The organism is Nocardioides marmorisolisilvae, from assembly GCF_003725775.1.
Taxonomy (GTDB): domain Bacteria; phylum Actinomycetota; class Actinomycetes; order Propionibacteriales; family Nocardioidaceae; genus Marmoricola; species Marmoricola marmorisolisilvae.
The window spans coordinates 386,380-412,591 of record NZ_RJSG01000002.1 but is presented as its reverse complement, the minus strand read 5'-3'; the positions used below and the strand labels follow the sequence as shown (position 1 = coordinate 412,591).

At 70.1% G+C, this 26,212-nt stretch carries 25 protein-coding genes; 11 read left to right on the top strand and 14 right to left on the bottom strand.

Translation table 11 applies throughout. From position 1 onward, the window contains the following. Positions 1 to 5: 5 nt before the first annotated feature. The 9 genes from deoC to EFL95_RS05655 all read left to right on the top strand — a co-directional run bounded on the left by deoC (position 6) and on the right by EFL95_RS05655 (position 7,856). On the top strand, positions 6 to 962 hold the full coding sequence (gene deoC, locus EFL95_RS05695; protein WP_246004820.1) for a deoxyribose-phosphate aldolase: 957 nt from the start codon (positions 6 to 8) through the stop codon (positions 960 to 962). Between the two features lie 2 nt (positions 963 to 964). Continuing rightward, positions 965 to 2,395, top strand: a complete 1,431-nt coding sequence (locus EFL95_RS05690; RefSeq protein WP_123233082.1) for an aldehyde dehydrogenase family protein — start codon at positions 965 to 967, stop codon at positions 2,393 to 2,395. Further along, the gene (locus EFL95_RS05685; RefSeq protein ID WP_123233081.1) at positions 2,392 to 3,267 is read left to right on the top strand and encodes an aldehyde dehydrogenase family protein; all 876 of its coding nucleotides are present in this window, start codon (positions 2,392 to 2,394) and stop codon (positions 3,265 to 3,267) included. The genes EFL95_RS05690 and EFL95_RS05685 overlap by 4 nt, the downstream gene beginning before the upstream one ends. A 12-nt stretch (positions 3,268 to 3,279) precedes the next feature. Continuing rightward, positions 3,280 to 3,873 (top strand): ATP-binding protein, encoded by a 594-nt coding sequence (locus EFL95_RS05680; protein WP_246004819.1) that lies wholly within the window; start codon positions 3,280 to 3,282, stop codon positions 3,871 to 3,873. A 20-nt stretch (positions 3,874 to 3,893) separates the two neighbouring features. Beyond that, complete coding sequence (locus EFL95_RS05675) at positions 3,894 to 4,406, top strand: mycothiol transferase (protein WP_123233079.1); 513 nt, start codon at positions 3,894 to 3,896, stop codon at positions 4,404 to 4,406. Positions 4,407 to 4,486: 80 nt separating this feature from the next. Then, positions 4,487 to 5,806: an HNH endonuclease signature motif containing protein gene (locus tag EFL95_RS05670; protein ID WP_123233078.1), complete on the top strand. Its 1,320-nt coding sequence runs from the start codon at positions 4,487 to 4,489 to the stop codon at positions 5,804 to 5,806. Positions 5,807 to 5,859: 53 nt separating this feature from the next. Continuing rightward, positions 5,860 to 6,474 (top strand): TetR/AcrR family transcriptional regulator, encoded by a 615-nt coding sequence (locus EFL95_RS05665; RefSeq protein WP_123233077.1) that lies wholly within the window; start codon positions 5,860 to 5,862, stop codon positions 6,472 to 6,474. Continuing rightward, positions 6,474 to 7,385, top strand: coding sequence for an oxygenase MpaB family protein (locus tag EFL95_RS05660; RefSeq protein WP_123233076.1), 912 nt, complete (start codon positions 6,474 to 6,476; stop codon positions 7,383 to 7,385). Before EFL95_RS05665 ends, EFL95_RS05660 begins: the two co-directional genes overlap by 1 nt. 48 nt (positions 7,386 to 7,433) lie before the next feature. After that, positions 7,434 to 7,856: a hypothetical protein gene (locus EFL95_RS05655; protein ID WP_123233075.1), complete on the top strand. Its 423-nt coding sequence runs from the start codon at positions 7,434 to 7,436 to the stop codon at positions 7,854 to 7,856. On the opposite strand, the gene EFL95_RS05650 is transcribed toward EFL95_RS05655, so the two are convergent. Beyond that, positions 7,825 to 8,907, bottom strand: coding sequence for an adenosine deaminase (locus EFL95_RS05650; protein ID WP_123233074.1), 1,083 nt, complete (start codon positions 8,905 to 8,907; stop codon positions 7,825 to 7,827). The two genes, EFL95_RS05655 and EFL95_RS05650, sit on opposite strands and share 32 nt — an antisense overlap. A 34-nt stretch (positions 8,908 to 8,941) precedes the next feature. On the opposite strand from EFL95_RS05650, the gene EFL95_RS05645 reads away from it, so the two are divergent. Beyond that, positions 8,942 to 9,394, top strand: coding sequence for a MaoC family dehydratase (locus EFL95_RS05645; RefSeq protein ID WP_123233073.1), 453 nt, complete (start codon positions 8,942 to 8,944; stop codon positions 9,392 to 9,394). Between the two features lie 21 nt (positions 9,395 to 9,415). Here EFL95_RS05645 and EFL95_RS05640 read toward each other — a convergent pair whose 3' ends face one another. From EFL95_RS05640 to EFL95_RS05590, 11 genes are all read right to left on the bottom strand, one after another. Further along, a complete protein-coding gene (locus EFL95_RS05640; protein WP_123233072.1) occupies positions 9,416 to 10,711 on the bottom strand; it encodes a thymidine phosphorylase in 1,296 nt (431 codons plus the stop codon). After that, positions 10,708 to 11,880: a cytochrome P450 gene (locus EFL95_RS05635; protein ID WP_123233071.1), complete on the bottom strand. Its 1,173-nt coding sequence runs from the start codon at positions 11,878 to 11,880 to the stop codon at positions 10,708 to 10,710. Before EFL95_RS05635 ends, EFL95_RS05640 begins: the two co-directional genes overlap by 4 nt. Then, on the bottom strand, positions 11,852 to 12,238 hold the full coding sequence (locus tag EFL95_RS05630) for a cytidine deaminase (protein WP_246004818.1): 387 nt from the start codon (positions 12,236 to 12,238) through the stop codon (positions 11,852 to 11,854). Before EFL95_RS05630 ends, EFL95_RS05635 begins: the two co-directional genes overlap by 29 nt. Further along, entirely contained in the window at positions 12,235 to 13,509 is a 1,275-nt protein-coding gene (locus tag EFL95_RS19825) for an ABC transporter permease (RefSeq protein WP_123233069.1), read from the bottom strand. The genes EFL95_RS05630 and EFL95_RS19825 overlap by 4 nt, the downstream gene beginning before the upstream one ends. Continuing rightward, a complete protein-coding gene (locus tag EFL95_RS05620; RefSeq protein WP_123234814.1) occupies positions 13,506 to 14,594 on the bottom strand; it encodes an ABC transporter permease in 1,089 nt (362 codons plus the stop codon). Before EFL95_RS05620 ends, EFL95_RS19825 begins: the two co-directional genes overlap by 4 nt. An 11-nt stretch (positions 14,595 to 14,605) precedes the next feature. Further along, complete coding sequence (locus EFL95_RS05615; RefSeq protein ID WP_183407054.1) at positions 14,606 to 16,126, bottom strand: ABC transporter ATP-binding protein; 1,521 nt, start codon at positions 16,124 to 16,126, stop codon at positions 14,606 to 14,608. Between the two features lie 110 nt (positions 16,127 to 16,236). Beyond that, positions 16,237 to 17,307, bottom strand: coding sequence for a BMP family lipoprotein (locus EFL95_RS05610; protein ID WP_246004817.1), 1,071 nt, complete (start codon positions 17,305 to 17,307; stop codon positions 16,237 to 16,239). Positions 17,308 to 17,486: 179 nt separating this feature from the next. After that, on the bottom strand, positions 17,487 to 18,674 hold the full coding sequence (locus EFL95_RS05605; RefSeq protein WP_221176333.1) for an amidohydrolase: 1,188 nt from the start codon (positions 18,672 to 18,674) through the stop codon (positions 17,487 to 17,489). Positions 18,675 to 18,688: 14 nt separating this feature from the next. Beyond that, complete coding sequence (gene meaB / locus EFL95_RS05600) at positions 18,689 to 19,678, bottom strand: methylmalonyl Co-A mutase-associated GTPase MeaB (protein ID WP_123233066.1); 990 nt, start codon at positions 19,676 to 19,678, stop codon at positions 18,689 to 18,691. Next, positions 19,668 to 21,833 carry a methylmalonyl-CoA mutase gene (gene scpA / locus EFL95_RS05595; RefSeq protein ID WP_123233065.1) on the bottom strand — a complete coding sequence of 722 codons (2,166 nt, stop codon included), beginning with the start codon at positions 21,831 to 21,833 and terminating at the stop codon, positions 19,668 to 19,670. Before scpA ends, meaB begins: the two co-directional genes overlap by 11 nt. Beyond that, positions 21,830 to 23,617, bottom strand: coding sequence for a methylmalonyl-CoA mutase family protein (locus EFL95_RS05590; RefSeq protein WP_123233064.1), 1,788 nt, complete (start codon positions 23,615 to 23,617; stop codon positions 21,830 to 21,832). Before EFL95_RS05590 ends, scpA begins: the two co-directional genes overlap by 4 nt. Before the next feature lie 134 nt (positions 23,618 to 23,751). Between EFL95_RS05590 and EFL95_RS05585 the strand changes: the two genes are divergently transcribed. Continuing rightward, entirely contained in the window at positions 23,752 to 24,762 is a 1,011-nt protein-coding gene (locus EFL95_RS05585) for a glycosyltransferase (protein ID WP_123233063.1), read from the top strand. On the opposite strand, the gene EFL95_RS05580 is transcribed toward EFL95_RS05585, so the two are convergent. Further along, positions 24,763 to 25,398, bottom strand: coding sequence for a hypothetical protein (locus tag EFL95_RS05580; protein ID WP_123233062.1), 636 nt, complete (start codon positions 25,396 to 25,398; stop codon positions 24,763 to 24,765). Then, complete coding sequence (locus EFL95_RS05575; protein ID WP_123233061.1) at positions 25,395 to 26,114, bottom strand: ribbon-helix-helix domain-containing protein; 720 nt, start codon at positions 26,112 to 26,114, stop codon at positions 25,395 to 25,397. The genes EFL95_RS05580 and EFL95_RS05575 overlap by 4 nt, the downstream gene beginning before the upstream one ends. Positions 26,115 to 26,212 lie beyond the last annotated feature (98 nt).

Genomic DNA, 26,212 nt, shown 5'->3' with positions numbered 1-26,212 from the left:
ACCGGGTGACGATCCTGAACTCAATGGCGAGTTCGGTGTCCGAGGCGACCTCCTCCGACGCTGCGCTCCGCCGCTTCCTGCACGGGCTCCCCGGCGTCGACCAGGTCGGTGCCGAGCAGCGCGCTGCGGGTCTCGGAACCCGGTCCATCAAGACCACCGCGAAGGCCTGGGCGATCGACCTGGCCATCCGGATGGTCGACCTGACCACCCTCGAGGGCAACGACACCCCCGGCAAGGTCCGCGCGCTGGCCAACAAGGCCATGCATCCCGACCCGCTGGACCCGACCTGCCCGAGCACCGCTGCCGTCTGCGTCTACCCGGACATGGTGGCGACCGCGAAGAAGACCCTCGGCAGCTCCGGGGTCAAGGTCGCCGCGGTGGCCACCGCCTTCCCGAGCGGCCGGGCCGCGATGCCGGTCAAGCTCGCCGACACCCGCGACGCCGTGGCCGCCGGGGCCGACGAGATCGACATGGTGATCGACCGCGGGGCGTTTCTCTCCGGGCGCTACCTGGAGGTCTTCGAGGAGATCGTCGCGGTCAAGGAGGCCTGCGGTGACGCCCACCTCAAGGTGATCCTCGAGACCGGCGAGCTGCAGACCCTCGACAGCGTCCGCCGGGCCAGCTGGCTGGCGATGATGGCCGGCGGGCACTTCATCAAGACCTCCACCGGCAAGATCCAGCCGGCCGCGACCCTGCCGGTCTCGCTGGTGATGCTCGAGGCGGTCCGCGACTTCCGCGAGGCGACCGGCCAGATGGTCGGTTACAAGCCGGCCGGCGGCATCCGGCACTCCAAGGACGCCATCAAGTACCTGGTGATGGTCAACGAGGTCGCCGGCGAGGACTGGCTGGACCCGGACTGGTTCCGGTTCGGCGCCTCCACCCTGCTCAACGACCTGCTGATGCAGCGCAACAAGCTCAAGACCGGCGCCTACTCCGGTCCCGACTACGTGACCTTGGACTGACGATGACCAAGTTTGAGTACGCACCCGCCCCCGAGTCCCGCGCGATCGTCGACATCAAGCCGTCGTACGGGCTGTTCATCGACGGCGACTTCGTCGACGGGCACGGCAAGTCGTTCAAGACGATCAGCCCGAGCACCGAGGAGGTGCTGGCGGAGATCGCCGAGGCCGATGACGCGGACGTCGACCTCGCCGTGAAGGCCGCCCGCCGCGCGTACACCCGGGTCTGGTCGAAGATGTCCGGCGCCGAGCGCGGCAAGTACCTCTTCCGGATCGCCCGGATCATCCAGGAGCGGGCGCGCGAGTTCGCGGTGCTGGAGTCGATCGACAACGGCAAGCCGATCAAGGAAACCCGCGACGTCGACGTCCCGATCGTCGCGGCGCACTTCTTCTACTACGCCGGATGGGCCGACAAGCTCTCCTACGCCGGCTACGGCCCGGACCCGCAGCCGCTGGGCGTGGCGGGTCAGGTCATCCCGTGGAACTTCCCGCTGCTGATGCTGGCCTGGAAGATCGCCCCGGCGCTGGCCTGCGGTAACACCGTGGTGCTGAAGCCGGCCGAGACCACTCCGCTGACCGCGCTGCTGTTCGCCGAGGTCTGCCAGCAGGCCGACCTGCCGCCGGGTGTCGTCAACATCGTCACCGGTGCCGGCGAGACCGGCCGGGCGATCGTCTCGCACCCGGGCGTCGACAAGGTCGCCTTCACCGGCTCGACCGACGTCGGCCGTGCGATCGCGAAGGCGGTGGCAGGGAGCAACAAGCGGGTCACCCTGGAGCTGGGCGGCAAGGCCGCGAACATCGTCTTCGACGACGCCCCGGTCGACCAGGCCGTCGAGGGCATCGTCAACGGCATCTTCTTCAACCAGGGCCACGTCTGCTGCGCGGGTTCGCGGCTGCTGGTCCAGGAGTCGGTGGCCGAGGAGGTACTCGCCAAGCTCAAGCGTCGGATGAAGACCCTGCGCGTGGGAGACCCGCTCGACAAGAACACCGACGTCGGCGCGATCAACTCCGCCGAGCAGCTGGCCAAGATCCGCGAGCTCTCCGAGATCGGGGAGGCCGAGGGCGCCGAGCGCTGGTCGCCGAAGTGCGACCTGCCGCAGAACGGCTTCTGGTTCCCACCGACGATCTTCACCGGCGTCAGCCAGGCCCACCGGATCGCGCGCGAGGAGATCTTCGGCCCGGTCCTGTCCGTGCTGACCTTCCGCACGCCCAAGGAGGCGGTCGAGAAGGCGAACAACACCCCGTTCGGCCTCTCCGCGGGCATCTGGACCGACAAGGGCTCCCGGATCCTCTGGATGGCCTCGCAGCTGCGCGCCGGCGTCGTCTGGTCCAACACGTTCAACAAGTTCGACCCGGCCTCGCCGTTCGGCGGCTACAAGGAGTCGGGCTACGGCCGCGAGGGCGGTCGCCACGGTCTGGAGGCGTACCTGCGATGAGCCCCTCTTCAACGACACAGCGACTGGACGTCAAGAAGACCTACAAGCTGTACATCGACGGGCAGTTCCCGCGCTCGGAGTCCGGACGCTCGTACGTCGTGAACGACAGCAAGGGCAAGTTCCTGGCCAACGCCTCGCAGGCCTCCCGCAAGGACGCCCGCGACGCCGTGCGCGCCGCGCGTGCTGCCTTCGGCGGCTGGTCCGGGCGGACCGCCTACAACCGCGGCCAGGTGATCTACCGGATCGCCGAGGTCCTCGAGGGGCGTCGCGACCAGTTCGAGGCCGAGCTGCGCGCCGCTGAGGGCATCAGCGCGGCGATGGCCCGCAAGTTCGTCGACGCCTCGATCGACCGCCTCGTCTTCTACGCCGGCTGGGCCGACAAGGTCGCCCAGGTCGTCGGGGGTGCGAACCCGGTCGCCGGCCCGTACTTCAACCACTCCGCGCCGGAGCCGTCCGGCGTGGTCGCGATCGTGGCACCCGACCGACCGCTGATGGGCCTGATCAGCGTCGTCGCGCCGGTGATCACCACCGGCAACACCTGCGTCGTCATCGCCTCGGAGAAGTACCCGCTGCCCGCGATCACCCTCGGCGAGGTGATGGCCACCAGCGACCTGCCCGGCGGTGTGGTCAACGTGCTCACCGGGTCGGTCGCCGAGATCGCGCCGTGGCTGGCCTCGCACCTCGACGTCAACGGCATCGACCTGACCGGCGTCGAGGACGCCGAGCTCGCGGCCGACCTCGAGGTCTCCGCGGCAGAGAACCTCAAGCGCGTCCGCCGGCCCGGGCTGGAGGATCTGGTGGCCCCGCCGCCGCTGGACCGGATGACGAAGTTCCTGGAGACGAAGACCGTCTGGCACCCGATGGGCATCTGAGTCTTGGCTCAGGTGATCGTTGTTGCTGGTCCGTCAGGCTCTGGCAAGTCCCGGCTCGCACGCCGGCTGGGCCTGCCCGTCCTGATGCTCGACGACTTCTACAAGGACGGCGACGACCCGACCCTCCCCTGCCTCGAGCTCGCCGGTGGCGCACCGATCGTGGACTGGGACGACGCCGGGTCCTGGAACGCCGAGGACGCGGTCGAGGCGATCGCCGCGCTGTGCTCCACGGGCACCGCGGACGTGCCGGTCTACGACATCTCCCAGAGTCGCCGTGTCGGGCACCAGGTGCTGAACCTGGAGGGCGCCGGCCTCTTCCTGGCCGAGGGCATCTTCGCCCAGGAGATCGTTGCCGAGTGCCGCAGCCGCGGCCTGCTGGCGGACGCCATCTGCGTCACCCAGCACCCGCTCGTCACCTTCACCCGTCGCCTGATCCGCGACCTCAACGAGCACCGCAAGCCACCGCTGGTGCTCGTCCGCCGCGGCCTGCACCTCGCGCGGCTCCAGGGCCGGGTGGTCTCCCGGGCCGTCTCGCTGGGCTGCCGGGTGGTCAGCCCGGAGACGGCGTACGCCGAGCTGAGCGGAATGCAGCAGCGCCTGTCCTAGGCCCGGCGTAGGTTCGGCGCATGACTCTCGGTCGCACCAACCTCATCGACGAGCTGAACTCCACCCGTAGGCACGTGCTCGGGATCCTGGACGGTCTCGACGAGGACTCCCTGAACCGCTCCGTGCTGCCGTCCGGCTGGACGTGTGCCGAGCTCGTCCAGCACCTCGCGCTCGACGTGGAGCGGTTCTGGTTCCGGCAGGTGATGGCCGGAGCCGAGACCGCTGAGCACGTGCCCGGCTCGCTGCAGGACCTGGAGAACGCCTGGAAGCTGGCTCCCGGGACTTCTGCGGCCGAGGTGATCGCCGGCTACCGCCGCGAGATCGAGCTCGCGGACGCCGCCATCGCCGACCTCGCCCTCGACGCGCCGCCCGGGTGGTGGCCGGACTTCTTCGGCGACTACCGGATGCACAGCCTCGAGGAGGTCATCCTGCACGTGATCGTCGAGAACGCTGCCCACGCCGGTCACCTCGACATCGTCCGCGAGCTCATCGACGGTCGGCAGTGGATGGTGCTGACGGACGAAGCCGAATGAGACCGAAGCGTGACCTGAGGAAGGCACTTTCCCCCTGTGGACAAGGGTTTTCGGTCGGTTCGGGCTCATAGAATTCTTGCATGACCTCGACGATCGACCTCGACACCGCAGCCGTTCTCGCGGCTGCGCGGGCCGATCGTGCCGAGGCCGATGCGGCCGAGTCACGGCTGCTGCAGCGGGCGCTCACCTGGTCGCAGCTGCACCAGGTGGTCGACCCCGAGAACACCACGATCGCCACCTACGGCGACTCCCCGGTCTCCCTGGCTGGCCAGGGCGCCCCGCACGTCTCCCACTTCGCTGTCCTGGAGTTCGGAGCAGTCCTGAGGATGAGCCGCCGCTCGGTCGAAACCCTCTTTGCCGAGGTCATCGAGCTGGGCCACCGGCTCCCGCTGACCTGGTCGCACGTCACCGCCGGAACGTTGCGAGCCTGGCGCGCCCGACAGATCGCCCACGCCACCCAGTCCCTGTCCCCCGAGGCCGCCGCGTTCGTCGACGCCCGGGTCGCCCCGGTCGCTGACCGGATCGGTCCCGCCGAGCTGCAGCGGCTCATCGACGCCGCGATCGCCCAGTTCATGCCCGTCCACGCCGAACAGATTGCCGCCGCAGCCGAAGAGACCCAAGACGTCGAAATCCTCTACGACCAGCCCTCGTACACCGGCACCTGCCGCATCCTTGGCGAGCTCGATCTCGCCGATGCCCAAGACCTCGAACAAGCCATCCAAGCCGGAGCCGACCAGCAGAAGCAGCTCGGCTCCGAGCTGCCCCTCGGAGCCCGACGCGCCAAAGCCCTGGGCAACCTGGCCCGTGGGGAGATCGTCTTCGACTACAGCTCCGGACTCCCCGACCCGGACAAGAGCTCAACGGAACCGATCAAGCCCCCCACCGTTGCCCCACGGCAGGTCATGCTCTACGTCCACCTCAACGCCGACGACACCGCCGTCGTCGAGAACGCCGGGCGCCACCTCGTCACCGTCGACCAGGCCCGCGAGTGGTGCCGCACCGCCGGCAACGTGACCGTCCGCCCGGTCATCGACCTCGCCCAGGAGATCACCACTCCCGGCTACCGACCCTCCGAGCGCCTCAACGAACAGGTCACCCTGCGCGACCGCTGGTGCCCCTTCCCGTTCTGCGAGCGCAACGCCCGGCACTGCGACAAGGACCACATCGAGCGCTACGACCCCAACGGCCCACCCGGCCAAACGACCTCCAGCAACCTCGGCCCACCCTGCCGCACCCACCACCGCGTCAAGACCTTCAGCACCTGGACCTACACCCGCGTAGGGCCCGACGCCTACCTCTGGCGAAGTCCGCACGGCTACGTGTTTCTCAAGGACAAGACCGGGACCCGCGACCTCACCCCGAGACCCGTCGAACCGCCCGGATCCAGCCGAAGTCCTTGACCTACCCCTGACAGAGTGAGAGAGTTTTCGTACTTTCTCTCACAGGGGTAGGGATGACCACCAGCACGGACCTCACCACCGCGGCCGACTCGGTCGACGACCGCGATCCGGTGCTGGATGCTGCCCTGGCAGCCTTCCTCGACTTCGGGATCCGGCGCACCAGCATGGGCGAGATCGCCCGTCGTGCCGGCATCAGTCCCGCCACCCTCTACCGCCGTTACGCGCAGAAGTCCGACGTCGTGATGGCCGTCGGGCTGCGCGAGGCCCAGCGCGAGCTCTCCTACGTCGACCACAAGGTCGACCCGACCGCTCCCGCCCTTGAGCAGCTTGTCCAGCTCTACAGCGCCGTCGCGCACCGGCTGCGCGACAACCAGCTGCTGCAGCGCGTCCTGGCCACCGAACCCGAGTCCGTCCTCCCCCGGCTAACGCTCGAGGCCGCCCCGCTGCTGGAGATCGGTCGCGGGTACCTCGCCGCGTTCATCACGCGGCTGCAGACCGACGGCCACCTGCCGGCGTACGACGTGAACCCGGTCGCGGACTTCCTGACCCGGGTAGCGCAGTCCGAGATCCTCACCCCGGCGACCACGCAGCTGACCGACGCCGAGACCCGCGCCTTCGTCCAGAACCACTTGGCCCCGTTCATCCGCCTCACAGAAGGAACCGCCTGATGACCGCCACCCTGCCTTCCAACACCGAGGCCGTCGAACCGGCCGAGCGCCCGCGGCGCTGCGCCGAGCCCGGCGGGATCCTCTGGGAGAGCGTCGGCATGGTCACCTTCTCCTTCACCACCGGGAGCGCGTTCCTGCTCCAGACGATGGAGCCGTCGATCGCCGCGGTGGTCGACAAGCACTCGACCTTCCGCACCGACCCGATCGGCCGCGGGCTGCGCAGCCTCGCCTCGGTGATGATGTGGGTCTACGCCGACGAGGAGTCGCTGCTCGAGGTCGAGCGCCTGCGCGAGCTGCACTCGACGCTCGACGCCGTCGACGAGAACGGTGTCCGGCACACCGCTCTCTCCTCCGGCCCGTGGGCCTGGGTGCTGCTCACCGGCGTCTACGCCTACTCCGTCGGCGAGAAGTACTTCGGCACCCACAAGGACGCCCCGGACGCCGAGGCCATGTACGAGGAGATGAAGCAGCTGATGCGCGGCTTCAAGGTCGCCGAGAAGGAGATCCCGCCGACGTACGCCGAGTTCGAGACCTTCTTCGCCAACAAGATCGAGGAGCAGCTCGACACCAACATCGTGGCGCGCGACTTCCTCACCGGTGTCCGCCGCCCGGCTCCCCCGCTCGGTACGCCGAAGGTCCTGCGCCCGGTCTGGAACGCGCTCATCAACCCCATCGGCTACCTGCAGTACCTCTCGGTCGTCGGCACGCTCCCCGAGGCCGCCCGTCGCAAGCTCGGCGTCACCTGGACCCGCCGCCAGGAGGCCCAGCTGCGGATCTTCGGCCGAGTGGTGGCGTTGACCGTGCCGCTGCTGCCCGAGCGGCTGCGCTACTTCCCGATCGCCTACGAAGCCCGACGCCTGGAGCGCGACAAGCAGCGGCTGCGCAAGGTGATCGACATCCGGCCGATCTGAGTACCTGCGCTCATGCGCACCGCCCCGGCGGTGCGTGATCGTCGAGGCATGGACAGAAACCAGTACGAGATCGTTCCGGGCACCCGGCTCGCCAACCGCTTCCTGTGGCTCGTCGTGGTTCCCACGGGGGCCTGCCTCGCCGTCTGGGCGGTGGTGATCCTGGGGACCTCCAACGCCCCGATCGGGTCGGCCATCCTCGCCGCGCTGTGCCCGGTGGCCGGCCTCGCGTGCGTCGTCGGATACCGGTGGCTCACGCGCGACGTGGTGAAGCTCGTCGCCTACCTCCCGGTCGCGCTCGGCGCCCTGGTGTTCGGGCCGTCGATCATCGAGCTCGGCTATGAGGTCGCCCGAGAGCCGGACGGGGCCTTCATCCCGGTGCTGCCCTACGGCGTGGGCTTCCTGCTCCCCTTCGTCGCGTTCGCCTGCGGCCTGGCCGCGTTCACCCGCGTAGAGCGGCGTACCCGGGCTTGATGACCTCGTTGATGATCTGCAGCCGGTGCTCGAACCCGAGGAACGCTGACTTCATCGCGTTGACGGTGACCCACTGCAGGTCGTCCAGCCCCCAGCCGAAGGCGTCGACCAGGGCGGCGAGCTCGTGCGTCATCGACGTACCGCTCATCAGGCGGTTGTCGGTGTTCACCGTGACGCGGAAGCGAAGCTTGGTGAGCAGCCCGATCGGGTGCTCCGCGATCGAGGCGGCGGCACCCGTCTGGATGTTGGAGTGCGGGCAGAGCTCAAGCGGGATCCGCTTGTCCCGCACATACGCCGCCAGCCGACCCAGCCGCGCCGAACCGTCGAGGTCGATGGTGATGTCGTCGACGATCCGGACGCCGTGGCCGAGCCGGTCCGCGCCGCACCACTGCAGCGCTTCCCAGATCGAGGGCAGCCCGAAGGCCTCGCCTGCGTGGATCGTGAAGTGGGCGTTCTCCCGCTGCAGGTACTCGAACGCGTCCAGGTGCCGGGTGGGCGGGTAGCCGGCCTCGGCACCGGCGATGTCGAACCCGACGGCGCCGGTGTCCCGGTGCGCGACTGCGAGCTCGGCGATCTGGCGGGAGTTGGCCTGGTGCCGCATCGCCGTGAGCAGCTGTCGCACGACGATCGTTCTGCCGGAGTCGGCGACCAGCGCCTCGCCCTCGTCGAAGCCCGCCTGGACCGCGTTGACGACCTCCTCCAGGGTCAGCCCGCCCTCCAGGTGCTGCTCGGGGGCGTAGCGGATCTCGGCGTAGACGACGCCGTCCGCCGCCAGGTCCTCGACCGCCTCGCGCGCCACCCGCTGCAGGTTCTCGGCCGTCTGCATCACCGCGACCGTGTGCTGGAAGGTCTCCAGGTAGCGCTCGAGCGATCCGGAGTCGGCCGCGTCCGTGAACCACTGGCCGAGCGCCTCGGCATCACCGGCCGGTAACGCGTGGCCGGCCTCGGCAGCGAGCTCGACGATCGTCGCCGGACGCAGTCCCCCGTCCAGGTGATCGTGCAGCAGCACCTTCGGTGCCGAGCGGATGACCTCCCTAGTAAGTTCTCCCATGCCGTCATCCAAGCACGAGAGGCCCTGGGACATCATGCGAACTTTCACCACCTTCGAAGAGCTCGAGGCCGCGGCCGGCGAGGAGATCGGCACCACCGACTGGGTCCAGATCACCCAGGAGCGCGTGAACCAGTTCGCGGAGGCCACCGGCGACCACCAGTGGATCCACGTCGACGTCGAGGCGGCGAAGGCGGGTCCGTTCGGCGGCACCATCGCGCACGGCTACCTGACGCTGTCCCTGGTGCCGTGGCTCGGCTCCCAGGTCTTCGACCTCGCCACTCCCGGCGCCAAGCTCAACTACGGCGTGAACAAGGTCCGGTTCCCGAACCCGGTGCTGGTCGGCTCCAGCGTCCGCGCCAAGGTCTCGGTCAAGGAGGTCATCGACATCCCGGCCGGCAAGCAGCTGACCCTGGGCTACGTCGTCGAGATCGACGGGCAGGACAAGCCGGCGTGCGTCGCCGAGACGGTCGTCCTGCTGCTCCCCTGAGACCTCCGACGCGGGGAGCCTTCAGCCCGCGGAGATCCGGTCGATGATCAACGGCGTCGCCTCGTACGGCGTACCGGCGGGCGACACGTCGTAGCCGCCGTCCAGGGCCGCCAGGGCGCGCTCGAAGCGCTCCGGCTCGTCGGTGTGCAGGGTCATCAGCGGCTGGCCCGCGGTGACGGTGTCTCCCGGACGGGCGTGCCAGACCACGCCGGCGCCGGCCTGGACCGGGTCCCCGAGCGCCGCCCGACCAGCACCGAGGCGCCAGGCGGCGAGTCCCACGGCCATGGCGTCCAGGCGGGTCAGCACGCCGTCCGCGGGCGCGGTCACCACGTGGTTCTCCCGGGCGACCGGCAGGGTCGCGTCCGGGTCGCCGCCCTGGGCCGCGATCATCGCCTTCCAGGCGTCCATCGCCGCGCCGGAGGCCAGCACCTCGGCCGGGTCCACATCGCTCTTCCCGGCGCCGGCGAGCATCTCCCGCGCCAGGGCCAGGGTCAGCTCGACCACGTCCGCCGGTCCGCCGCCGGCCAGCACCTCGACGGACTCGGTGACCTCGAGCGCATTGCCCGCGGTGAGTCCGAGCGGCGTCGACATGTCGGTGAGCAGCGCAACGGTGTTCGTGCCGGCGTCGGTGCCGAGGGCGACCATCGTCTCGGCCAGCTCACGGGCCTTCGCCAGGTCCTTCATGAAGGCTCCGGTCCCGACCTTCACGTCAAGCACCAGCGCCCCGGAACCCTCGGCGATCTTCTTGCTCATGATCGAGCTGGCGATCAGCGGGATCGCCTCGACGGTGCCGGTGACGTCACGCAGCGCGTAGAGCTTCTTGTCCGCCGGCGCGAGCCCGGCACCCGCGGCGCAGATGACCGCCCCGACGCTCTCGAGCTGGGCGTGGAACTCCTCGTTGCTGATCGCGGCGCGCCACCCGGGGATCGCCTCGAGCTTGTCCAGCGTGCCGCCGGTGTGCCCGAGACCGCGCCCGGAGAGCTGCGGGACCGCCACGCCGCAGGCCGCGACCAGGGGCGCCAGCGGCAGGGTGATCTTGTCGCCCACGCCGCCGGTGGAGTGCTTGTCCGCGGTCGGCCGGCTGATCGCCGACAGGTCCATCCGCTCGCCGGAGCTGATCATCGCGTCGGTCCACCGGGAGATCTCGTGGCGCGACATCCCGTTGAGCAGGATCGCCATCGCCAGCGCCGACATCTGCTCGTCGCGGACCACCCCGCGGGTGTAGGCGTCGACGACCCAGTCGATCTGGGAGTCGGTCAGCGGGTCACCGCCGCGCTTGGCGATGATCACCTCGACGGCGTCGTGCGGCTCGGTCATCGGGCGGATACCTCCACTGAGTGGTAGCCGCGGAGCACGAAGGTGCCCCGGGACTCGGGCTCGCCGACCAGGGTCAGCGAGGCGAACGTGTCGAACAGGTGCGTGACGGACTCGAAGAGCTCCATCCGGGCCAGCGGGGCTCCGAGGCAGAAGTGCACACCGACGCCGAAAGCGACGTGGTTGTTCGGGGTGCGATCGACCCGGAACTCCCCCGGCTGCGCGAAGACCTCCGGATCCCGGTTCGCGGAACCGAGCAGGACGGCGATCTTCTGTCCCGCCTCCACAGTGAGGTCTGCGACCTGCACGTCCTCGGTCGCGGTCCGCTCGAAGAGCTGCAGCGCCGAGTCGAAGCGCAGCATCTCCTCGACCGTCAGCGCGACGTCCTCACCCGGCCGCAGGCCGCGGCGCAGCATCGCCACCAGCCCGTTCCCGAAGACGTTCACCGACGCCTCGTGCCCGGCGTTCAGCAGCAGCACCACCGCTGCGACAACCTCGTCGTCGGTCAGCTCGGTCGCGACCAGGTCGGTGATCAGGTCGTCGGCCGGGGTCGCCCGGCGTGCCGTCGCGAGGTCCCGGACCAGCCCGGCGAAGTCCCCCGCGGCCTCGACGGCGGCGTCGACCACGGCCTGGGACGGCGACGGCTCGTACATCTTCACGATCGCCTGGGACCAGTCCCGCAGGTCCTGCACGTGTGAGGCCGGGACGCCGAGCAGCTCGGCGATGACGAGCACCGGGAGCGGCTCGGCGAAGGCGCCGATCACGTCGAACCCGGCCGGGTCGACCTCGGTGAGCAACGACGCGGCGAGCTCGCGCACCTGCGGCCGGAGCCGTTCGATGTGACCGCGTCCGAACGCCTGCGCGACGGGCCGCCGCAGGCGGGTGTGCTCCGGCGGCTCGTTCTCCATCATCTGGTTGCGGTGCAGCAGGTTGAAGGGCTCCAGATACTGCGCTGGCTTTCCGGGGGCCGGCTGCTTGTCGACCCACAGGCGCCCGAGCCGCCGGTCGCGCTGGACAGCGCTCACGCTGGCGTGGTCGAAAGCCAGGTACATGCCCAGTCCCTCGTGCCAGGCCACCGGGTGCTCGGCACGCTCGGCGTCGAAGAACGGGTACGGGTCGGCGATGACCTCGGCAGCGGTCAGGTCAAGCGAGGTCGTCGGCACCGAAGGCATCGGGCAGCACCTCATCCATCCGCTTCACGCCCGCCTTGGTCAGCACCTCGAGCTCCGGCCCGCCGTGCTCCCACAGCAGCTGGCGGCAGCGACCGCAGGGCATCAGCACCTCGCCCTCGCCGTTGACCGCGACGAAGTGGGTCAGCCGACCGCCACCGGAGAGCACCAGCTGCGAGATCATGCCGCACTCGGCGCACAGGGCCACCCCGTACGCCGCGTTCTCGACGTTGCAGCCGGTGACGAAACGGCCGTCGGTGGTCCGACCGGCAGCGCCCACCGGGAACTTCGAGTACGGCGCGTAGGCGTTGCGCATGGCCTTGGTGGCAGCGTCGACGAGCTGGTCCCAGTCGAAGTTCACCCGGCCGACCCCTTCCGGTAGATCTGGCCGTCCGCCTTGGGCATGCGTAGTCGTTGGGCGAACAGCGACACGGCGAGCAGGGTCGCGACGTACGGGGTCATCGAGGTGAAGTCCCGCGGGACCGTGTCGGTGACGGCGTACCAGACCAGGAACAGCGCCCCGAAGACGGCGATCATCACCGCGCCCACGTACTTGCGCTGGTAGAGCCGCCAGAGCGCGAACAGCAGCAGCCCGATGCCGATCAGCAGCAGCAGCGCGTGGATCGTCGACGGGTCGCGGAGCCGGAGGCTGTCGGTGTAGCCGAACATCAACGACCCGATCAGGCCGCCGCCCGGACGCCAGTTGCCGACGATCATCGCGGCCAGGCCGATGAAGCCGCGGCCGTTGGTCTGGTTGGTGTGGAAACCGGGTGAGGAGACCATGGCCAGGTAGCCGCCGCCGAGACCGGCCAGGCCTCCGGAGACGAGCACCGCGGCGTACTTGTGCAGGATCACGTTCACGCCGAGGCTCTCGGCCGCCTGCGGGTTCTCACCGCAGGAGCGCAGGCGTAGGCCGAAGGTGGTGCGCCACAGCACGATGCCGGTCACCGCGACCAGCGCGAAGGCCAGGTAGGTGACGATCGAGACCTGGGTGGTCGCCGCGGCCACGAACGCCGCCACGTCGGAGACCACGAACCAGTGCTTGTCGGCCAGGTCCGAGGCCGCGTTGGACAGCCACGGGATGTGGTCGAGCACCGGTGGTTTCTGGATGCCCGTGAGCTGCTGGGCGCCGCCGTGGCCGTACTCGGAGTTCAGGTCGGAGAAGAACGCCTCGGCCAGGAACGTGGTGAGGCCGAGCGCGATCGTGTTCAGGGCGACGCCGGAGACGATGTGGTCGACCCCGAACGTGACCGTCGCGATGGCGTGGATCAGGCCGCCGAGGACACCGAAGCCGATCGCGCCGAGCAGGCCGATCGTCGGGCCGTACCAGTAGGTGCAGTACGCGCCACCCCAGGTGCCGAGCAGCATCTGACCCTCGAGACCGATGTTGACCACACCGGCGCGCTCGCTCCACAGGCCGCCGAGCGCGGCGAGCAGGATCGGGCAGGTCGCCGTGATGGCGGCCGCCAGGCTGCCCGGCGAGTCCAGCTCGTTGGCACCGGTCGTGACCCGGACCGCGGCGACGAGCGCCAGGGTGAACAGGCCCATCACCAGGTAGAGCTTCCAGCGGGAGATCCCCGCACCCGCGCGGACGGCGTTCCCCACGGCCTTGACTGCGGTCGGCGTGCTCATGCGCGGGCCTCCGCTCCGAGGGCGACCTTGAGCTCACGTTGCTCGTGGGCGGCCATCCATCTCCTCACGACCTCGTAGGCGACCACGACCGCGAGCACCACCACACCCTGGGTGATCTGCACGATCGACGGCGAGATGTCGGCGACCAGGGCCAGGGGGTTGGCCTGCTCGGAGAGCCAGGCGAACAGCACCGCGCCGAAGGCGATGCCGAGCGGCCGGTTGCGTCCCAGCAGCGCCACCGCGATGCCGGTGAAGCCGAGCTGGTGCTGGAACGGCGGGCCGTAGTAGTCGGCCTGCCCGAACAGCGCCGGCATCCAGACCAGTCCGGCGATCGCACCGGAGATGAGCATCGAGATCAGCACCATCCGCTTGACCTTCACGCCGGAGGCGATGGCGGCGTTCTCGTTCTGCCCGGTGGCACGCAGGTCGAAGCCGAACCGGGTCCGGCTGATCACGAAGGACATCGTCAGGCCGGCGAGAACCGCGAGGATGGTCAGCGTCCAGATGGAGCCGTCCACCGCGTCCCACGGGGTCCAGCCGGCGAGCTGGCTCGACTCGGGGATCGGCGTGGTGCGCCGCCCCTGGCCGTACTGCTGGCCGTGGTTGTTGAGCAGGTAGCCGATCAGCGTGCCCGCGATCGCGTTGAGCATGATCGTCGAGATGACCTCACTCACGCCACGCGTCACCTTGAGCAGACCGGCGATCCCGGCCCAGAGCGCACCGGCGACCATCGCGGCCAGCACCGCGGCGACCACGTTGAGCTTGCCCGGGAAGAAGCCGGTCCCGGCGACCACGGCGCCGACGAACGCGCCGACGGCGTACTGGCCCTCGACGCCGATGTTGAACAGGTTCATCCGGAACCCGATGGCCGCGGCCAGCGCCGCCAGGAACAGCATCGAGCTCTGGTTGGTGATGTTGACCAGGTTGCGGTGGCTGGGCACCGTCAGGATGACGTTCCAGAAGTCGCTCACCGACGCGCCCGCGATCACCACCACGATGCTGGTGACGATCACCGAGACGACCACAGCGATCAGCGGCGCGAGCAGGGCCTGGGCGAGGGTGCGCAGCACCTTGGTGCCGTTCACGCTCGGCCCGTTCACGACTTGCCTCCCGTCATCGCCTCGCCGAGATCCTGCGGCGTGACCGTCCGCGGGTCGAACCGACCCACCAGCTCACCGCGCAGGATCACCTCGATGGTGTCGGACAGGCCGATCAGCTCGTCGAGGTCGGCGGAGATCAGCAGCACTGCCAGGCCCTCCCTGCGGGCGCGCTTGATGTGGTCCCAGATGGCCGCCTGGGCGCCGACGTCGACGCCGCGGGTCGGGTGCGAGGCGATCAGCAGCACCGGGTCGCCGCTCATCTCGCGGCCGACGATCAGCTTCTGCTGGTTGCCGCCGGACAGCGCCCGGGCGTGGGTGGTGATCGAAGGTGTGCGGACGTCGTACTCGGAGACGATCCGCTCGGTGTCCGACTTCGCGTCCCCGGCCGCGATCAGGAAGCCGTTGCTCGACGGCTTCCGGGTCTGGTGGCCGAGCACCCGGTTCTCCCACAGCGGCGCATCGAGCAGCAGGCCGTGGCGGTGCCGGTCCGCGGGGATGAAGCCGATGCCCGCCTCGCGCCGGTCCCGGGTGTCCCAGGAGGCGATGTCCTTGCCGTCGAGCTGGATCGTCCCGGTGCCCTTGCGCATCCCCATGATCGTCTCGACCAGCTCCTCCTGGCCGTTGCCCTCCACGCCGGCGATGCCGAGGACCTCGCCGCGGTGGATCTGGAAGGAGATCTTCGACAGCAGGGCGCGGTCGTTCTCGTCGACCAGGCCCACGTCGTTCAGGTCCAGCAGCACGTGGTCGGTGACCGTCGACTCCTCGGTCTCCGGCGACGGCAGCTCGGAGCCGACCATGAGCTCGGCGAGCTGCTTCTTGGTGGCGGTCTTCGGGTCGGCCTCCCCCACCGTCTCGCCGCGGCGCATCACGGTGATGTCGTCGGCGATCGCCAACACCTCGTCCAGCTTGTGGGAGATGAACAGCACCGAGTGCCCGGAGTTGCGCAGCTCGCGCAGGTTCACGAAGAGCGCGTCCACCTCCTGGGGAACCAGCACAGCGGTGGGCTCGTCGAGGATGATGATCTTCGCGCCCCGGTAGAGGACCTTGAGGATCTCCACGCGCTGGCGCTGGCCGACACCGAGTCCCTCGACCAGGACGTCGGGGTCCAGGCCGAACCCGTAGGCGTTGGAGATGCGCTGGATCTCCGCGCGCGCCTTCTCCCCGATGCCGAACAGCTTCTCGGCGCCGAGCACGACGTTCTCCAGCACGGTCAGGTTGTCGGCCAGCATGAAGTGCTGGAACACCATCCCGATGCCGACCTTGATCGCGTCGGTCGGCGAGGAGAAGTGCACCGGCCGGCCGTCGACCTCGATGGTGCCGCCGTCCGGCTTCTGGACGCCGTACAGGATCTTCATCAGCGTCGACTTGCCGGCGCCGTTCTCGCCGATCAGCGCGTGCACGGTGGCCGGACGGATGGTCAGGTTGACGTCGTGGTTGGCGACCACCCCGGGGAACTGCTTGAGGATGTCGCGTACGACGATCCCGCCCGTCGGCGTCTCGGTGGCAGCAGCGCTCACAGAACCTCCTGGTCGCGGAAAGAGCCCAGAAATGATCCGAGCCCGGATCCAAACGTAGCGTCTGGATCCGGGCCCGGCGTCACCTCACGGGTGAAACTTCCCGGTCGGGACTACGGCTTGACCGGAACCTTGATCTCGCCCGACTTGATCTTCGCGGCGAGGTCGTCCAGCTGCGACTTGATGTCGTCGACGAAACCACCCGAGGTCGAGTAGCCGACGCCGTCGTGCGCCAGGTCGTAGGTCTGGTAGCTGGTCAGCGGCTGACCGTCGGAGACCGACTTGATCATGTTGAAGGTGGCCACGTCGACCCGCTTCAGCATCGAGGTGAGGATGTGCGGCTGCTCGTTCGCCGGGGCGGTGAGGTACTGGTCGCTGTCCACACCGATCGCCCACTTGCCGTCACCGGCGTCGGCGGCGGCCTCGAAGACACCCGAGCCCGAGGCACCGGCGGCGTGGTAGACCACGTCGGCACCGGCCTGGTACTCGGCCGCAGCGGCAGCCTTGCCACCCGCCGGGTCACCGAAGCCGGACAGGTCGGTCTCCTCGATGTACTTCACGTCGACCTTGATGTCGGCCTTCACGGACTTGGCGCCCGCGACGTAGCCGGCCTCGAACTTCTTGATGAGGTCGTTGTGCACGCCACCGACGAAGCCGATCTGGCCGGTCTTGGACTTCAGGGCCGCAGCGGCACCCACGAGGTAGGAACCCTCGTTCTCGGCGAAGCCGAGGTAGGCGACGTTGGCGTTCGGCTTGGTGTCGGGGTCGAAGCCGTCGATCACGCCGAAGTTGATGTTCGGGTAGTTCGGGGCGACCGCGTTCACCGCGTCGCTGTAGGCGAAGCCGACACCGATGATCGGGTTGAGGCCGGCGTCAGCCATGTCCTTGAGGCGGGTCTCGCGAGCGGACTCGGCCTCGCCGTCAGCGGCTTCACCGGTGACACACGTGGCCTTGAGGTCCTCGACGGCCTTCTTCAGGCCGGCGTAGGCGGAGTCGTTGAAGGACTGGTCACCGCGGCCTCCCACGTCGTACGCGAGGCCCACCTTCGGTCCGTCGCCCTTGGCGGTCTTGCAGACGTCCTGGTTGGCGTTCGACTTGCCGTCGTTGCCGGTCTTGTCGTTGTTCTTGCCACAGCCGGTCAGCGCCAGGGACGCGACGACGGCGACGACAGCGATCTTGCTCAAGCGGCGCAAGATGCCCTCCTCGGGTGTTGGGGCGCACCGCATCGGCACGCCGCGGATTCGCCGTCACCCTATGTGCGGGGACGCGGTGGCGATAGGACGATTCGAAGGTCTGCCTGCTTTGTTATCTATCGGTGACCATCACGTGCAGAAATAGGGTCTTTCACCGCGAATCTTGCGGGTCAAAGGTCCCGGGTGAGGGCTCCGAGGGCCGCCACGGCGAGCACCTTGGCCGCGATCGCGACCGCACGGTCGTCCACGCGCAGGTTCCCCTGGTGCAGGTCGTACGTCGGACCGCCGGGGGTCCTGGTGCCCAACCGGGCCATCGCGCCGGGGACCTGCTCGAGGTACCAGGCGAAGTCCTCACCGCCCAGGCTCTGCGTCGTCGGCAGCAGCCCGTCGGCGCCCACCACGGTCTCGATCGCCTGCCCGAGCAGCACCGTGGAGGCGTGCTCGTTGATCACCGGAGGGACGCCGCGCACGTAGATGACCTCGGGCTTCACCCCGTAGGGCTCGACCAGCTGCTGGATGATCTCGGTGACCAGCGTCTCGGCGTCCGCCCAGGCCACCGCGTCGAGCATCCGGACGGTGCCGGCGGCACGGCCGATCGCCGGGATGACGTTCATCGCCGACCCGGCGCGGACCAGGCCCCACACCACGCTGACCCCGGCCCGCGGGTCGAGGCGGCGGGACAGCACCGCGGGCAGCTCGGTGATGAGCTTGCCGAGCGCGAAGGTCAGGTCCTCGGTCAGGTGCGGGCGCGAGGTGTGACCGCCGTTGCCGGTCAGGCGCACGTCGAGGGAGTCCGCGGCTCCGGTGATCGGCCCCTCGCGCAGCCCGAGGCTGCCGACGTCGACCCCGGGGTCGCAGTGCAGGCCGAAGATGCTGGTGACCCCGTCCAGGGCGCCGGCCTGGATCGCGGCCAGCGCACCGCCGGGCATGATCTCCTCGGCCGGCTGGAAGACCAGGCGGACCCGGCCGGGCAGCTCGTCGGCGACCGAGGCCAGCGCGATGCCCGCGCCGAGCAGGCCGGTGGTGTGCACGTCGTGGCCGCAGGCGTGCGCGACGCCCTCGACGGTGCTGCGCCACGGGTCCTCGGTCAGGTCCGGTACCGGCAGGGCGTCCAGGTCGGCCCGCAGCGCGACGACGGGTCCCTCGTTCGACCCGATGTCGACGAGCACCCCGGTGTCGCCGATCGGGACCGGGGACAGGCCGGCGGCGGTGAGCCGGTCGAGCACGCGGCGCGAGGTGCGCTGCTCGTTCCAGGAGAGCTCGGGGTTGGCGTGCAGGTCGCGCCGGATCTCGACGAGCTCGCCGGACAGCTCATCGGCGCGCGCCAGCACGCGCTCGGTGAGAGTCAGGTCGGCCACGAGCCTGAGGTTACTCAGTCCTCGTCGTACGCCGCGAGCAGGCGGTCCGCAGCGACGGGTGCGGTCAGGTCGCCGCTGAGGACCTCGGTGCGGATCTGCTCCCGGATCGCCTTGACCCCGGGCGAGCGTCGCAACCGCTCGGCGAGCTCGTCGCGGACCAGCGCCCAGGTGAACTCGAGCTGCTGCTCGGCCCGCTTGGCGGCGAGACCGGCAGCGCCGAGGTGTTCGCGGTGGTCGGTGATCCGCGTCCAGACGTGGTCGACGTCGCGGCCCTCGAGGCCCGAGCAGGTCAGCACCGGCGGGACCCAGTTCTCTCCCCCGGCGTAGACGAGCCGCAAGGCGCCGGCGAGCTCCTTGGCCGCCGACTTCGCCTCGATCTCCCGGTCGCCGTCGGCCTTGTTCACCGCGATCACGTCGGCGATCTCGAGGATGCCTTTCTTGATGCCCTGGAGCTGGTCGCCGGTGCGGGCCAGGGTCAGGAACAGGAAGGTGTCGACCATGCCGGCGACGGTGACCTCGGACTGGCCGACACCGACGGTCTCGACCAGGATCACGTCGAAGCCGGCGGCCTCGAGGACCAGCATCGCCTGGGTGGTGGCCCGGGCGACGCCGCCCAGGGTGCCGGCGCTCGGTGAGGGCCGGATGTAGGCGTTCGGGTCGGTCGAGAGCTGCGCCATCCGGGTCTTGTCGCCGAGAACCGATCCGCCGGTGCGCACGCTGGACGGGTCGACCGCGAGGACGCCGACCTTGAGGCCCTGGCCCGTGAGGTAGGTGCCGAGCGCCTCGATGAACGTCGACTTGCCCACGCCCGGGACGCCGGAGATGCCGACGCGGACCGTCGGGCTGTCCGAGCTCGGCGCGAGCGCCGTCAGCAGCTCGCGCGCCTTCTCCCGGTGGTCGGCCCGCGAGCTTTCGACGAGGGTGATGGCGCGGCTGACGTCACCGCGCCGGCCGGCGCGGATGCCCTCGGCCAGCGCCCGGACGTCCACGGTGCTAGTGACCAAGCTGCTTCGAGAGCTTGTCCAGCAGCTCGAGCGCCGACTGGGCGATGACGGTGCCTGGCGGGAACACCGCCGCGGCGCCCATCTCCTTCAGCGTCGGTACGTCGTCCGGCGGGATCACGCCACCGACCACGACCATGATGTCCTCGCGCCCGAGGTCGGCCAGCGCCTGCTTCAGCGCGGGGACCAGGGTGAGGTGGCCGGCAGCCAGCGAGTTCACGCCGACGATGTGCACGTCCGCGTCGACCGCCTGCTGGGCGACCTCCTCGGGCGTGGAGAACAGCGGTCCCACGTCGACGTCGAACCCGAGGTCGGCGAAGGCGGTGACGATGACCTTCTGACCGCGGTCGTGGCCGTCCTGTCCCATCTTCGCGACCAGGATGCGCGGGCGACGGCCCTCGTCCTCGGCGAACTTGTCGGTGGCGGCGAGCACCTTCTCCACGTCCTCGTTCGAGCCGGACTCGCGCTTGTACACACCGGAGATCGTACGGATCACGGCCTGGTGACGGCCGTAGGACTTCTCCATCGCCTCGGAGATCTCGCCGACGGTCGCCTTGGCGCGGGCCGCGTCGACGGCCAGGGCGAGCAGGTTGCCGTCCAGCGATCCCTTGCTCGCGCCGCGGACGGCGGACTCGGTGATCGCGTGCAGGGCAGCCTGGACGTCGTCCTCGTTGCGCTCGGCGCGGAGCCGCTCCAGCTTGGCGATCTGCTGCTTGTAGACCTCGTTGTTGTCGACCTTGAGAACCTCGAGCGGGTCCTCGTCGGCCAGCCGGTAGGTGTTCACGCCGATGACCTTCTGCTCACCGGAGTCGATCCGCGCCTGGGTGCGCGCGGCGGCCTCCTCGATGCGCAGCTTCGGGATGCCCTGCTCGATGGCCTTGGCCATGCCGCCGGCCGCCTCGGCCTCGACGATGTGCGCCCAGGCGCGGTTCGCGAGGTCGTGGGTGAGCTTCTCGACGTAGTACGAGCCGGCCCACGGGTCGATCGTGCCGGTGGTGCCGGACTCCTGCTGGAGCAGCAGCTGGGTGTTGCGCGCGATCCGGGCCGAGAAGTCGGTCGGCAGCGCGATCGCCTCGTCCAGGGCGTTGGTGTGCAACGACTGGGTGTGGCCCTGGCTCGCGGCCATCGCCTCGATGCAGGTGCGCTGGACGTTGTTGAAGACGTCCTGCGCGGTCAGCGACCAACCGCTGGTCTGGCTGTGCGTGCGCAGGCTCAGCGACTTCTCGTTCGTCGGGTCGAACTGGGCGACCAGGCGGGCCCAGAGCGCGCGGGCCGCACGCATCTTGGCGATCTCCATGTAGAAGTTCATGCCGATGGCCCAGAAGAAGCTCAGTCGCGGCGCGAAGGCGTCGATGTCGATGCCCGCGTCGAGACCCGCGCGGATGTACTCAACGCCGTCGGCCAGCGTGTAGGCGAGCTCGAGGTCGTTCGTCGCCCCGGCCTCCTGCATGTGGTAGCCGGAGATCGAGATCGAGTTGAAGCGCGGCATCTTCTGCGAGGTGTAGGCGAAGATGTCGGAGATGATCCGCATGCTCGGGGCCGGCGGGTAGATGTAGGTGTTGCGGACCATGAACTCCTTGAGGATGTCGTTCTGGATGGTCCCTGCGAGCTGCTCCGCCTTCACCCCCTGCTCCTCGGCCGCGACGATGTAGAGGGCGAGCACCGGGAGCACCGCACCGTTCATCGTCATCGACACCGACATCTCGTCCAGCGGGATGCCGTCGAACAGGACGCGGGTGTCGTAGATCGAGTCGATCGCCACGCCGGCCATGCCGACGTCACCGCGGACCCGCGGGTGGTCGGAGTCGTAGCCGCGGTGGGTCGCCAGGTCGAACGCGACCGAGAGGCCCTTCTGACCGGCGGCCAGGTTGCGGCGGTAGAACGCGTTGGACTCCTCGGCGGTCGAGAAGCCGGCGTACTGGCGCACCGTCCAGGGCTGGGTCGTGTACATCGTCGGGTACGGCCCGCGCAGGAACGGGTTCAGGCCCGGGAAGGTGTCCAGGGCGTCGAGGCCATCGAGGTGCTCGGGGCCGTAGACGGGGAGGACCGAGATGCCCTCGGGGCTCTCCCAGCTCTCGGTGGTCGAGCTCGTCCCCGTGTTGGTTGAGCCTGTCGAAACCCCGAGCGGGAGCCCGGCGAAGGAACTAGGAACGCTCATGCCAGCTTCTCCCGGGTCCGGTTGAGGAAGTCCAGGGTGTTCACGCCCATCGCGCAGCTGTCGTCGGTCTCGACGCCGTCGACCGGCTTGCCGGCCAGGATGATCCAGCGGGCGCCCGCCTCGCGCAGGGCTGCGACCAGGTCCGCACCCCACTCGGCGTACGCCTTGTCGGCGCCGGTCAGGCAGACGACCGGCTGGCGGCCGTCCGGACCCTGGTAGGCCGCCACGACCGCGGCGACGTCGTCGTTGCGACCCGGGTTGACGGTGGCGATGCCACCGGCGGCGAGCAGGTTGCTCGCGAACGTCGCCCGGGCGGTGTGCGCAGCGACGGTGCCCATGGTGGCCAGGAAGACGGTCCCGGCCGGGTTGTCGCGCAGGGCCTCGAAGTCGTGACCCCAGGAGCGGACCGCGCGGGCGCCCGCGGCGTACGGGCGTCGCTCGGGCAGCGTCTCGTCCAGGTTCGGGAACTCGGAGAGCCCGGTCAGCGGGCGCTTGCGCAGCGCGATCTGCAGCTCGCGCTCGGTCACGACCTCGTCGATCCGGGCCTGCAGCGAGCCATCGGCGATCGCGGCTGCGGCGCCGCCCGCTGCCTCGAGCGTGCCGAGCTCGGCCCAGCCCGCGACCGCCAGATCGTCGGTGAGCTTCTCGATCGCGTAGGCACCGCCGGCCGGGTCGGAGACCTTGGCCAGGTGCGACTCGTGGATCAGCAGCGCCGAGGTGTTGCGGGCGATCCGGCGGCTGAAGGCGTCGGGCAGTCCGAGGTGCGCGTCGAACGGCAGCACCGTGAGGGCGTCCGCGCCACCGACACCGGCGGAGAAGGCCGCGACGCAGGTGCGCAGCATGTTCACCCACGGGTCGTACTTGGTCATCATCGGCCGCGAGGTGACGGCGTGCTGGCGCTGACGCCGGTCGCCCTCGACGCCGCTGAGCTCGAGCACGCGGTCCCAACCGCGGCGCGCGGCACGCAGCTTCGCGATCGTCGGGAACTGCTCGTCGGTGGCGGCGTAGCGGAATTCGATCAGCGCGGCTGCGGCCTCGACCGAGTGGCCGGCTGCGACCAGGGCCCGCAGGTAGGCGGCGCCGACCGCGAGCGACCAGCCGAGCTCCTGGACGTCGGAGGCACCGAGGTCGTGCACGGCGGTGCCGTCGACCACGAGGGCGCGGCAGCCGAGCTCACCGGCCGTGGCGGCCACCTGGGCGACCACGGAGTCCACGTCGACGTCCGCTCCACGCAGGCGCGCGCCGAGCGGGTCCGCGCCGAGGTTGGTGCCGTCGGCGAGCGTCGTACCGGACGCGACGGCGGCGAAGGCGGAAGCAGCGGCGACCGGATCGTCGGAGTCGAGGATGACCGGCGCGACGTCGAGCAGCACGCCCTTGAGGGCCGCGGCGAGGTCGTCGGTGGCAACACCGCCGGCGCCGACCTCCAGCCAGACGGAGGTGACCCCGTTGTCGAGGTCGGTCTGCACGTCGTTGGCGGTCAGGGTGGCGTCCGGGTCGGCGAAGTAGCCGCGGACGTCCCACTCGCCGGCCCGGTCGGGGCGACCGGCAGTGGTCAGGTTGCCGACCAGCGCGGGCGTGCCGAGCGGGGTGATCGCGATCCCGTCGAGGGTGCGGCGGGTGAGCTTGTCCCAGACCAGCGCGTCGGCGTCGCCCTCGGCGATCCGGCCGGACTTGCGCAGCACGCCGGCGGCGAGCTTCTCCCAGTCCTCGCGGGTGTGCTCACGACCGGTCGCGAGCGCGACCGTCGGCGCGTCCTGGGGCGCATCCTGAGGCGTGTGCGTCATGGTTCGCAGGATAAGTGCCGCGCGCGGTCACCCTCTACGCGATGGTCGTCCGTGAGATGTAGTTCACTCCCCCGTTCACGTGACACTCACCGGGTGTTCAACATCGGTCCAGCAGGCCCGGTCACGCTCGAGACATGCGCATCCTGCTGGTAGCCGACACCTTCGCCCCGGCGATCGACCCGGTCGCCGATGCTGCGCGTCACGTCACCGACGCGCTGGTCAGCGGTGGGCACGAGGTCCTCGTGGTGACCACGACGCCCGGACAGGGCACCTACCGCGGCGCGACGGTGCTGCGGACCAAGACGCTGCTGCCGGTGGCCGAGGTCCGGGCCGCAACGGAGCAGTTCGCTCCCGACGCCGCCTGGTTCCTCGCCCCGCGCGCCATGGGCGCCGCCGCGATGCGGGCCCTCGAGCCGAGCTGCGTCCCCATGATCGTCGTCGACCCGACGCCGCTGCACCCGCGCGCCGGCACCGTGCTGGCCACCAGCCGCTCGACCGCCCGCGTCCTCGCCGCGGCCGGCATCAAGGCCGGCGTGTGGCTCCCCGGGGTGCGGACCGACGAGCACCACCCGGGTCTGCGCTCGACCGAGCTGCACGACCGGTGGGCCAAGGTCGGGAAGCCGGAGGGCCCGCTGACGGTCGTCGGGTACGTCGGCCCGGTCGGCCTACCGACCAGCAAGCGCGTCCGCCGCCTCTCCCGCATCGCTGCGCTGGACGGCGTCCGCCTCGTCGTCCTCGGCTGCGGTGCCGGTACGGCGACCTTGAAGGACGCGGGCGCGAAGATCATCGGCGACAGCAACGGCCTCGAGCTGGCCCGCGCGATCGCCTCCCTCGACGTCCTGGTCCAGCCGCGCAAGCAGGACAGCAGCCTGGGCCCGGTCCGCAAGGCCTTGGCCAGCGGCGTCCCGGTGGTCGCCTTCGACAGCGGCGCCACCGCCGACGTGGTCCGCGACCGCGAGACCGGCCTGCTGGTTCGCTCCGGCACCGGCGGCCTGGTCACCGCGGTCGGGCGCCTCGCCTCAGACGAGGTGCTGCGGGCCCGGCTCGCGGCCAACGCCCGCGAGTCGGTCAGCGACCGGACCTGGTTCGACGCGGTGGCCGAGCTGCTGGCGCACTCGTCTCCGCGTCACGCCACCGCGGTCTGATCAGCTCCGCCCGCAGACGGATCGGATGAGGTCAACCGCGCGGGTGACCTTCGGGATGGTCCCGGCGCCGTCGTTGTAACCGTCCGGGTCGTCGAGGTAGTCGACGAGCTGGCCCGCCGGCGACCAGAGCTTCTTGGTCTGGGACATCACCACGGCGCTCAGCCGTTCCTGAAGCTCCCACGTCGTCCGATCGTCCCGATCACCCTGGGCGCGGTGCCCGAAGTCGAGGGTCCGCTGCACCAGGTCGCCCTTGCCGACCAGGATCGCGCAGGCTCCGGCGGTCGTGGCCGGGTCAGGGGTCCGGTCGGACGCCTCGGCCCGCGACCACGAGCACCGGTCGGCGAAGAAGAACTCGCCGCGGTGCAGCACGATCCGGTGCACGTCCCCGACCAACACGGCACCGCCCACGTAGTCGTCGGGATCGCCCGAACCCTCGATGTCGAAGTCCCGCGTCCTCGCGACGTAGCCGAGGCACTCGCCCGGGTCGGAGGTGATCCAGACCCCCGGTTCGATGTCCTTGCCCACCTCGTACGGTCCGGAGTCGCGCACGTGGGTGTGAGCGGATCCAGCCGGGTCAGGCGACGTGCCACATCCGGCGAGCACGACGAGGGCGGCGACCAGCGCCCCGACCCTCACGACCGCACCTGGGAGCCCAGGTAGTGGTCGACCGCCTCGGCCACGACGGCGTCGACCGACCGTCCGGTCCGCTGGGCGAGCTCAGAGACCCTGGCCGCCTGGTCCTCACCGAGGGTGAGCTGGACACGACCGGGGCGTGGCGTCTCGGCGTGATGACCGAACTTCGCCAGCGCGATGGTGACCAGCGTGCCGAGCACGTCGAGGATCGCGGCCACGCCGAACTCGCGCCAGATGTCGTTGCCGTCGATCGCGCCGGTGATCATCCCGCTGACGATCACCGCGACCACCACGGCGAGCACGACCGTTCCCCAGAGGACCAGGCGCAGCGACTCCCGCGCACCGGCCAGGGCCAGCAGCAGGCAGATCTGCGAGAGCGTGACCGCCGCGACCACGCCCACCCCGAAGACCTTGAGCTCCTGGTCCGGGACGTGGTTCCAGTCCTGCCAGACCAGGTGCAGGGCCGTCGCCGTGGGCACCGCGGTGGCGATCGCGCCGATCAGGCCCACGGGCCCCCAGCGCGTGCCGGAGGTGGCGAGGTCGCACAGCGTGCAGATGCTGGCGCAGCCGACGATCAGGGTCGTCAGCAGGATCTTGCCCTGGGTCTCGCCGAAGTCACCCGCGCCGAGGAGCGCCGCGATGCCCATCAGGGCCGCGATGGAGAAGGAGCCGATGGTCAAGGTGGCCGCCACACGGCGGAAGGTGCTGGTCTCGATCATGGGTCCAGCCTGTCCCAGCGATCGCATCCGTCGCATGAGTGCAGGTACTCATTTCCGACCCGTTCCTTGCAGAACGACCCGATGCAACCGGTCGGGGG